The organism is Nitrincola sp. (genome assembly GCF_048264025.1).
Classification (GTDB): domain Bacteria; phylum Pseudomonadota; class Gammaproteobacteria; order Pseudomonadales; family Balneatricaceae; genus Nitrincola.
Window position 1 is genome coordinate 148,536 of sequence record NZ_JBLXDN010000007.1, and the last position, 10,115, is coordinate 158,650.

Genomic DNA, 10,115 nt, shown 5'->3' on the forward strand with positions numbered 1-10,115 from the left:
GAAACCTCGCCGCTTTAGTTGATAATCATCGATGAGCCGTCCCGTGTCCAGTGTTAAAGCCCTAGTACAAAGCGTAGCAGCATAAACGCCAGCATGCCTGCTACTATAGTAGTCATCAGATCCTTACGAATCAGCGCTACAAAAAATGCAAATACGGCAGCTAATAGCCAAGGGTTTTGCCAACTGAACCAGATATCCCCTTCCGGCATCAATACCGCCGGAACAATAATAGCGGTCAGCACTGCCGGCGGTACAAAACCCAGCGCCTGACTGAGCCACAAGGGGAAGTGCACCCGGCCAGCCACAGCAAAAAGCAGGAAACGCACACTGAAAGTCACCAGGAACATACCCAGAATCAAATAGACTTCCTGCATTATTCGATCTCCTGTAGCTGAGCCTGTCGGCGCGACTGCAGCAGATACAAAGACATACCGGTAGTAATGCCACACACCGCCGCCACAATCAAACCGAGCTTGTGAGGCATAAAGGCGGTTGCCACAGCCATAGCACCCGCCACTATCACCGCACCCCACATAGGACGGTTGGTCAGATAAGGTACCACCATACCGATAAAGGTAACCGACATGGCGAAATCCAGCCCCCAGTCGGTCATATCCGGAAATATTTCACCCAGCACGATACCGACGAAGGTACACAGAATCCAATTACCATACATGGCCACAAACGAGCCCAGATAGAACCAGTGCGCCGTGTCGATGGATGTCTGACGTAAAAAACGGTTACTGACAGCCGCAAAAGTCTCATCAGTCAGGCCAAACGCCATCATGATGCGCCAGCGTAGCGGCAGGTGACTCACTTTCGGCACAAGATTCGCGGCATACAATAAATGCCGTAGGTTAACCACAAAGGTGGTCAGAATAATAACCGGGATAGCAGCGCCTGCGGCCAGTAAGCCGAGTGCAATAAACTGGCTGGAACCGGCATAGACGATGACTGACATAGCCATGGCACCCCAGGCTGACAAACCACTGGTTTCAGCCAAGGTACCAAAAATAATACCAAAGGGTATAGCCCCTACTATCAGCGGCAAGGTGGCCTTTACCCCAGCTGAGAACTCATCTGTTTTACTCACCGCCATTAACTCTCGCACCTTTCACTCCATAACTCCGGGACAGGGATAGACAAAACATTAGCATTAACTTATATTAGATTTCACGCTTACTGAAACCCATTTACCGAAGCCGCCTTGTGCGACTTCACTCTGGAGATCAACATGACACTGGATCGCGCCGTTTTTGCTTTTGCCGGCTGCTTTATTCTGATTAGCCTTGCATTGGCCCATTGGGTCAGCCCCTGGTGGCTGCTATTCACGGCCTTTGTCGGTGTAAATATGCTGCAAACAGCCTTCACCGGTTTCTGCCCGCTGGTTATTATATTGAAAAAACTGGGCGTAAAACCCGGCCAGGCCTTTGATTAAGGCTTTAAAAGGGATCTGTTTTGTCATAAGGACACTTCAGACCCCTTTTTAACCCCAGCCCCTTTACACCCGCCACCGAGTCATGGATGATCAGACAATTACTGAATCAGATTTTCGGGCGGGTGGTAAAGATGAGTAACCCCAAACACACGCTGTTCTGGATGACACTGTTTCTGGGTGTAGTCGGTGCAATCTGTGTACTAATTTATGTGCCGCTACAGACAGCCTTCATGGCTAACTGGGTATTCAACGCGCTGATATTTTGCGTATTACTGATCGGTATAGGTATCACCTACCGGCAAGTATTTGTGTTGTTCCCGGAAATTCGCTGGGTTGCCCAATTTCGTACTGGGCGTGTGGGCTTGTCAGTCACCCAGGAACCCCGCTTACTCAAACCGCTTGCCCGACAATTGGGTGAAGACTACAAACGTGACAAATTCTCTCTGTCTGCCCTCTCGCTCAGAACCGTACTGGATGGCATCCGTACACGCCTGGATGAACAGCGCGAAATTACGCGTTACTTTATCAGTTTGCTGATTTTCTTAGGTCTGCTAGGTACTTTCTGGGGGCTGTTAGGCACAATCAATGCGGTTGGCCAGGTGATTATTAATCTGGATATGCAACAGAGCAATTTTGCCGATGTGTTTTCAAGTCTGCAATCCGGCCTATTGACACCGCTTGAAGGCATGGGCACGGCGTTCAGCTCATCCCTGCTGGGTCTGGGCGGATCGCTGTTACTCGGCTTTCTGGACATTCAGGCTGGCCATGCCCAGAACCGTTTCTATGATGGTCTTGAAGAGTGGCTGACCGGCGTTACCCACTTGGTTGAAAAGGCCCATCAAACCGGCCAAGTCCCCCCGGTGCTAACTGATGACTGGGATTACGATATTTCCGGCATAGATACGCTCAGGGAAGTCGAGCGCTTGCGCGAAGAAAATGCCGAACTGGCGGCCAAGCTGGCAGAACAGGACAATCGCTGATGCTGGGGTCCGGTCGCCGACAACGTAGTCAGATAAACGCTTGGCCAGGTTATGTGGATGCACTGTCGGCCTTGCTGATGCTGGTTATTTTCATGCTGATGATCTACATGGTCAGCCAGCTCTACTTGTCGCAGGCCCTGTCTGATCGAGACTCCGAACTGGTCCAATTGAGCAGCCGTCTGAACGAAATTTCCCGCCTGCTGATGCTGGAAGAGGAACGTACCGAACAGCTCACAGCCGAACTGACCAGTCTGCGCAGCTCTTACCAACAGAGCCTATCCCGCGAAGAAGCCATGCAACAGGCCCTCGATAGTTTATTAGGTGATCTAAATGACTCTGAACAGGCGCACCAGCAAATTGCTAGCCGTGCCACTGAACTGGAAACGCAACTGGAGCAGGAACGTACCGCATTTATGCAACTACGCACCCTCGCCGATGAACAGGAAGGTCAGATTACCGGGCTAACCAGCCGTATACAATCCAGCGACACCGCCTTAAGAGAAGAGCAGGAACTGACAGCCTCTCAGCAGGACTTTATTCTTCAGCTAACGCAGCGCATTGATGCTCTGCAAGAGCAACTGAAACAGATCAGTGCCGCATTGCAACTCCAGGAAACCATCAGTGCTGAACGCGAAGTTGAAATTGCGGGCCTGGGACAACGTCTAAACCGACTTCTGGCCGAACGTGTCAATCAACTGGAGCGTTACCAATCCGAGTTTTTTGGCCGACTCAGGGATATTCTGGAAGACAATGAAAATATTCGCATAGTCGGCGATCGTTTCCTGCTGCCTTCAGAACTTTTCTTCGCCTCAGGTTCGGCTGAACTAGGTGCTTCAGGTCGAGCTGAACTGAACAAGTTTGCTGCGCTGTTACTGGAAATAGCTGCAAAAATCCCCGACGACGTCGACTGGATACTCAGGGTCGATGGCCATACTGATCGCCTGCCTATCAATACCCCGGCTTTCCCCTCTAACTGGGAATTATCAACTGCACGTGCTGTGGCCGTTGTACGCTATCTCGCTTCACAGGGCGTACCGCAGAAACATATGGCGGCGGCAGGTTTTGGTGAGTTTTACCCGGTCGATTCAGGTAACTCTGCTGAAGCCTTGCAGCGTAATCGCCGCATCGAGATCAAACTCACAGATCGTTAATTTTCAGTGATGTGTTAAGCGCCGTTAGCCAAACGCTGCAGGCGCCTTCAATTGCATTTTCAAAATAAGCAATAAATCTCGTCTTTTGAGCAAAGCACAGATTTTTGCTCTACAAAAACCTAGAAAAACAAAATATTATCTTTAAATATCAAACACATACAGGAAAATTAAAAACCTTCTGCTAGAATGAATTCTTAGTCATAAATTAACCTTCTTCAGCAGGAGAAAGTAATGTCTCGGGAAACCATCGTATTAGGTGCCGGTATAGTAGGCGTCAGCATTGCCTGGCATCTGGTGCAGCGAGGCCGTAAGGTGTTGCTGATTGACCGTCGTCCACCAGGACTGGAAACCTCTTTCGGCAATGCCGGTATTATTCAACGCGAGGCCGTCAGACCCTATGCGTTTCCTCATGACCTGAAAACCCTGCTACGGGTATTGCCAAACCGCAGTATCGATATCCGCTATAAGCCCAGCGGCATGTTTGCAGCGGCCAGCCCCTTGCTCAGCTATTACCTGAACTCATTCCCAGGACGCTACAGCAAAATCATTCCTGAATACGCTTCAATCATCGCCCTGTCTACCCAAGAGCATGATCCAATGATTAAAGCCTCAGGGGCTGACGGGCTAATACAGAAAAACGGCTGGCTAGAACTCTACCGCACTGAAGCCGAGCTGGATATCCGTCATAAAGAAGCATTGGAAGCGGCTAAACAAGGCGTTCTTTCACGTCGTATTGATCGTGCAACACTGGCTGAAATGCAGCCGGGCCTCTCAGCCGATGTTTGCGGTGCGATACACTGGCAAAACTCCTGGACGGTGGAATCACCTGGCGACCTGGTACAAGCCTATGCCAAAGATTTTGAAGCCAAAGGCGGTGAGTTCCTGGAAGCCGAGTTGAACTCTATCGTGCAGAACTCAGCCGACAACTGGACGGTCACTACCTCGAAAGGTCGTCATGATGCCGCCGAAGTTGTGGTTGCACTGGGCCCTTGGTCGCAAGAGTACCTGGCACCACTGAACTACAATTTCCCGCTATTTGTGAAGCGTGGCTATCACATGCATTACCAACAACCCAACATCAAATCCACCCTGAATTACTGGATTATGGATGCTGAAAAGGGTTATCTGCTTGAACCGATGAAGTCAGGTATTCGCCTGACCACGGGAGCAGAGTTAGCTAATCTGGATGCCCCTCCTGCCTACGGTCAGTTGGATGCGGCTGAAAAAGTCGCACGCAAGCTCTTCCCAATAGGAGCACGTGCCGATAAAGATCCCTGGAAAGGCGCTCGCCCCTGCTTCCCGGATATGAAGCCAGTGATTGGTCCTGCACCAAAGCACCCAGGCCTGTGGTTGGCATTCGGTCATGGTCACCAAGGCTTTACACTTGGACCAGCCACCGGACGACTGCTGGGTGAAATGATGGACAACGAAAAAACTGCCATCGATATGCAGCCCTTCCGCGCTGGGCGTTTCTAGCCAGTAATCTAAGCCAGTAATCTAAGCCGGTAAATTAAGTCCGTTAAAAAATTCAATGGCCCAATTTCACGTTTGTGCGTAAAATTGGGCTAATTTTTTAATCCGACAGCAATCATACAGGACTCTCCGCATGGGTCGCGCCTACCAGAACCGCAAAGAATCCATGGCCAAAACGGCCGATCAAAAAACCAAGGTCTACAGTAAATATGCTCGTGAGATCTACGTCTGCGCTAAATCAGGCGGTACAGATCCAGCCGGAAATCTAGCCCTGCGCGGCATGATGGAACGTGCTAAAAAGGATCAGGTCCCCGCACATGTTATTGATAAAGCATTGGATAAAGCCAAAGGGTCTGGTGGTGAAGACTTCTCAGTAGCCCGCTACGAAGGCTTTGGTCCAGGTAACTGCATGGTGATCGTAGAATGCCTGACCGACAACCCTAACCGCACCTTCGGTGATGTACGCCACTGCTTCACCAAAACCAAGTGTAAAATCGGCACGCAGGGCAGTGTCAGCCACATGTTCGATCACTGTGCCATTCTGGCGTTCAAAGGTGACGATGAAGAAGCGGTTCTCGAAGCCCTGATGATGGCCGATGTCGATGTTACCGATATCGAAAATGAAGACGGTATGATCACTATTTTCGCCCCTAACACCGAGTACTTCAATGTCAAACAGGCACTCGCGGCCACCTTCGGTGATATAGATTACGAAGTGGATGCCATCCAGTTCCTGGCACAAACTACCACTGAAATAAGCGAAGAAGACCAGCCGATGTTCGAGCGCTTTATCGATCTATTGAATGACCTGGACGATGTGCAGAACATCTACCATAACGTCGACTGATCCCGTTACAAAGACAGAATATCGATCCGTTCCAGCATCTGTACAGCCGCCTTCGGGTGGCTGGACAGCTCAGAATCCGCTGCGTCATCCACTAGGCCGTGGGCATAACCCACTTGTAGATTTTTGAAATCGAAGAGTTCCGCATCGGCCAGATGCGAAGGTACGACATTGCACAGGGAACGGAACATGGTTTCAATGCGACCAGGGTGGCTTTTATCCCAACCTTGCAACATCTCCTTGATCACCTGACGCTGCAGGTTTTCCTGTGAACCACACAGGTTGCACGGAATAATCGGGAAGCCGCGCAGCTCGGCATAGGCGGCAATATCTTTCTCACGTGCATAAGCCAGCGGACGAATAACCATATTTTTGCCATCATCAGATACCAGCTTGGGCGGCATGGACTTGAGCTTACCGCCGTAGAACATGTTCAGGAAGAAGGTTTCCAGAATATCATCGCGATGATGCCCCAGGGCAATCTTATTGGCGCCGATCTGCTCAGCAAAACCGTACAAGGTCCCCCGACGCAAACGCGAACAGAGCGCACAGGTGGTTTTACCTTCGGGTACCACCGATTTCACTACCGAATAGGTATCACGCTCGACAATATGGAAAGGCACACCCAGTTCGCTCAGGTAGTGCGGTAAAACATGCTCCGGAAAACCGGGTTGCTTCTGGTCCAGATTGACGGCCACCAGTTCAAAGGTAATCGGTGCACTCTTCTGCAGATTCATCAGAATATCGAGCATCACAAATGAATCTTTTCCGCCCGACAGACACACCATGACCTTGTCACCTTCTTCAATCATATTGAAGGTTTCAATGGCCTGCCCCATTTCCCGGCGCAAACGTTTTTGCAATTTGTTTTGACGGGTTTTGAGTTTTTTGTCCTGGGTTTCTGAGCAGTTGGTCATGGAAGTTCCGCAAACGGGTTAATTCGACAGAGGGGCAATAGTATAGCCTGCTGTCGAATTAACCGCATCTATTTACACAACCTCACCAATCAACACTTGAAACGGCTCACCATCGTATTCAATTCTGAAGCGATGTGGTTCAGCTCTTTGGCGCTTTCTGCGGTAGAGTGCATGGCGCCGCTGGTGATCTCCATCATCTGAGCAATCTGATCAACTTTTTCAGCAATACTGCTACTTGCCAGTGTCTGTTCCTGGGTCGAATTTGCCACACCCGTGACGCTCACTAATGTCGATTCAGCGCCCTGCCTGATCTGCGCTAATAGCGCCGTTGCTGACTCAGTCGCCACAACACCGGCCTCTACCTGGGGCAAAGCGGCCTCCATGGTTTCCACCACCTGCGCAGTTCCCGTCAGCACACCTTCAATCATTTTCTCAATATCACTGGTTGCCGTAGCCGTACGTGCTGCCAGCGTTCTCACTTCATCAGCAACGACAGCAAAACCACGCCCTTGGTCACCGGCACGCGCGGCCTCAATAGCCGCATTCAACGCCAGCAGATTGGTTTGTTCGGCAATTTCGCGAATAACGCTGGCAATGGATGATATCCGGCTGGCATTGGCATTCAGATCTCCCACTTTACTGGAAGCCGCCTTGACCATGTCGGCAATTTTATTGATCTCGTTGCTGGCCGAGCTGACCTGCGTCACCCCTTGCTGTGCCATTTTGGCAGCGAAACGGGAGTTTTCTTCCGTCTCTTTTGCGCTCTCAGAGATATGACTGATGCTCACTGTCATCTCTTCAATAGCGGCAGCCATGGAAGTGATCGCTTCCGACTCATCATTAGCCGCTTGTGCGACATCGGCTGAGGCCTGATTGATGGTATTGGCATTATTGTGGACATTTTTCGATTCATTGCGAATTTCAATCACAGTGGCACGGATAGATGAAACCATCGACTCAAGTCCGGCCAGTAGACTACCTGGTGGGGCATTATCAATGTGTATGGTCAGATCGCCCTTAGCCGCCCTGGACATCAGATCAATCGCGAGTGCAGGTTCACCACCCACTTGGCGTAAAATACTCAAGGCAATCAGGTAACCGGATACACCAATAACCAACAGAATAAGTAATGAGACCAAGCCGTCTTTAAGTAACTCACGTCGCAAGTCGGCTGCCAGATCATCCATATAAATGCCGGTGCCAATAAACCAATCCCAAGGCTGAAATGTCTTTGAATAAAGTAACTTATCCACCGGGACAGTACCACCCGGTCGAACGAACCCGGAATCTAAAAATGCCCCAGAAGGCTGTGTTCTCAGGGAGGCTACTATCTCTTTAAGGATGTAACGGCCTTCTCCATCACGAATTTCATTGAGCATATTATTGCCTATGAAAGCTGGATTAACATGCGCCACACCAACACCTTCCATAGTCCAGGCATAGACATATTCAGCCTTACCATCCGCACCGCCATAACGTCCTGCTACCAGCGTCTCGGCCGCAGCATTCTGTGCTTCCTGGCGCGTCATCACGCCATTTTTTTCCAGCGTATGGAAGTGCTCTACAATGCTATAAGCCGATTCCACAATCGACTGTATCACTTGAATACGCCCTTGAGTGAGATCACGCTTTGTAGAGAATAATGAGGTAACGGTGAGTACGGCAATTCCAATAACTGCCAGCAACACGATCAGGAAAATACGTGCGCGAAGAGATAACGATGTGTTCATAAGCCAACCCTGTATAAATTTCCTTATAGAGCCCTTAGGCCTTCCTTAAATAGTAAACCTGAATTTAAAAAAAACAATAGAAAAATCTATATATCAGGCGTCTACAAGGCTGAATCAAACACCCGTCTAGTTTCAAAAACCTGTTTACCAAACCCTTTGCCCCGACTGTGCAAATGGCGCTTCAACACAAAATCAAACAGAATCGGATTGTAGCGGCGTAGTTCAGTAATGGTCTGCACGGCATCTGGATCAAGCAACCCAGCTCTGGCCAGCAATACAGGGGATGTTAGAGGGAGCACGCCGGGCAGAGGATAATCGGAACCAAATAGCAGCCGATCATGCCAGGCTTCCTGTTCTAGCAACTCGGCAATAACTTCAAACTCGCGATTACGCTGAGCAATAGCAGAAATATCTCCAAACAATAGTCCCTCATAGTGACGCTCATTCATCAGGCGACGAAACAGCGAAAAACTTTCCACCCGAGGCCCATCTTCGCCTTGATCCAGGTCGGTATCCTCACCCATGCTGGCACAGTGCGCCATAATAACTTTAACCCCCTTATCCAAGGCTCGCCTGAGCATCAGGGGATTTCCCCAAATCGGCCGTCCAGCTCCCACCACGGCCATTTCCTCGCCTACATGAGTGATCAACGGCAAATTATGACTTAACAGCGCGTCATAAAACGCATCACAGCGTGGTGAAGACGGATTGATTCCCATCGCGGGTGGCAACCACTTAACGGCCTTAGCTCCTTCTTGTTTCGCTTGAGCCAATGCCTCCAGAGCATCTTCCCGGTAGGGGTGTATAGAACAGACCCATTCCGCACGATCTGACATAGACTGTGCCACATCCCGGGTATAGCTATTGGGTACATAAAGCGCTGTATCACTGCTCCGGGCAGCCCCATCCAACCCGTACGTACGATCTAAGGCAAATAGCATCACCTTGAAACCTTCGGGCATATACTTCATCAGGTTCTGAATTCTGGCAACATAGCTTGGATCGATAAAATCATCTGATTTATGTACACAACCAGCGTTCATATAAAAAAGGCGCTGCACATACTGAGCAGGAAACACCGGGCTCATCATACGCCGAGACACTTCTATGCCACTGTCGGTATCACCAATACCCGCCAGATGCACATGCGCATCCCACACTCTCTCCGGTCGCAACCCCTCCCAGGCAGACATAACCAGCGGGTGGCCTGCCAGTTCAGGTGGCAAGACTGTCGCACAAGGATTCAACAATCGTGGCTCACTGATCAGGGGTGTTTTACAGCCTCCTAACAACAAAGCACTCGTCCCTACCCCAGCACGTAACATAAAACCACGGCGTGTCATTTCTACCAAACCTACCCCTCCATGAATATTCACAAACACCCTTCACATCATTCTGTAGGAGCTCACTCTGTGAGCGGACCCGCTTTCTGTAGGAGCTCACTCTGTGAGCGAACCCGCTTTCTGTAGGAGCTCACTCTGTGAGCGAACCCGCTTTCGCCCGCTGAGCGGGCTTATATGGACCCGCCCGTGTTGCAAGCTATTTTTGACTCGAGCAGATGTGTTGCACGCTTATATCCGAC

The 10,115-nt window shown here is 50.3% G+C and carries 10 protein-coding genes; 5 read left to right on the forward strand and 5 right to left on the reverse strand.

The window, feature by feature from the left end; genetic code table 11:
- Window positions 1–53 precede the first annotated feature (53 nt).
- Window positions 54–374 (reverse strand): AzlD domain-containing protein, encoded by a 321-nt coding sequence (locus ACN0R1_RS07770; protein WP_417581572.1) that lies wholly within the window; start codon window positions 372–374, stop codon window positions 54–56.
- Complete coding sequence (locus tag ACN0R1_RS07775; protein ID WP_417581574.1) at window positions 374–1,111, reverse strand: AzlC family ABC transporter permease; 738 nt, start codon at window positions 1,109–1,111, stop codon at window positions 374–376. Before ACN0R1_RS07775 ends, ACN0R1_RS07770 begins: the two co-directional genes overlap by 1 nt.
- Before the next feature lie 123 nt (window positions 1,112–1,234).
- On the opposite strand from ACN0R1_RS07775, the gene ACN0R1_RS07780 reads away from it, so the two are divergent.
- The 5 genes from ACN0R1_RS07780 (at window position 1,235) to ACN0R1_RS07800 (ending at window position 5,889) form a co-directional block, all read left to right on the forward strand.
- Window positions 1,235–1,438 (forward strand): DUF2892 domain-containing protein, encoded by a 204-nt coding sequence (locus ACN0R1_RS07780; protein ID WP_417581576.1) that lies wholly within the window; start codon window positions 1,235–1,237, stop codon window positions 1,436–1,438.
- Window positions 1,439–1,569: 131 nt separating this feature from the next.
- Entirely contained in the window at window positions 1,570–2,418 is an 849-nt protein-coding gene (locus ACN0R1_RS07785; RefSeq protein WP_417581578.1) for a hypothetical protein, read from the forward strand.
- The gene (locus ACN0R1_RS07790) at window positions 2,418–3,569 is read left to right on the forward strand and encodes a peptidoglycan -binding protein (protein ID WP_417581580.1); all 1,152 of its coding nucleotides are present in this window, start codon (window positions 2,418–2,420) and stop codon (window positions 3,567–3,569) included. The genes ACN0R1_RS07785 and ACN0R1_RS07790 overlap by 1 nt, the downstream gene beginning before the upstream one ends.
- Before the next feature lie 231 nt (window positions 3,570–3,800).
- Window positions 3,801–5,045 (forward strand): NAD(P)/FAD-dependent oxidoreductase, encoded by a 1,245-nt coding sequence (locus ACN0R1_RS07795; protein ID WP_417581582.1) that lies wholly within the window; start codon window positions 3,801–3,803, stop codon window positions 5,043–5,045.
- Window positions 5,046–5,175: 130 nt separating this feature from the next.
- The gene (locus ACN0R1_RS07800; RefSeq protein WP_417581584.1) at window positions 5,176–5,889 is read left to right on the forward strand and encodes a YebC/PmpR family DNA-binding transcriptional regulator; all 714 of its coding nucleotides are present in this window, start codon (window positions 5,176–5,178) and stop codon (window positions 5,887–5,889) included.
- Between the two features lie 5 nt (window positions 5,890–5,894).
- Here ACN0R1_RS07800 and ttcA read toward each other — a convergent pair whose 3' ends face one another.
- The 3 genes from ttcA to ACN0R1_RS07815 form a co-directional block, all read right to left on the reverse strand.
- On the reverse strand, window positions 5,895–6,803 hold the full coding sequence (ttcA, locus tag ACN0R1_RS07805) for a tRNA 2-thiocytidine(32) synthetase TtcA (protein ID WP_417581586.1): 909 nt from the start codon (window positions 6,801–6,803) through the stop codon (window positions 5,895–5,897).
- Window positions 6,804–6,892: 89 nt separating this feature from the next.
- The gene (locus ACN0R1_RS07810) at window positions 6,893–8,533 is read right to left on the reverse strand and encodes a methyl-accepting chemotaxis protein (protein ID WP_417581588.1); all 1,641 of its coding nucleotides are present in this window, start codon (window positions 8,531–8,533) and stop codon (window positions 6,893–6,895) included.
- A gap of 101 nt (window positions 8,534–8,634) precedes the next feature.
- Window positions 8,635–9,909, reverse strand: coding sequence for an amidohydrolase family protein (locus ACN0R1_RS07815; RefSeq protein WP_417581590.1), 1,275 nt, complete (start codon window positions 9,907–9,909; stop codon window positions 8,635–8,637).
- Window positions 9,910–10,115 lie beyond the last annotated feature (206 nt).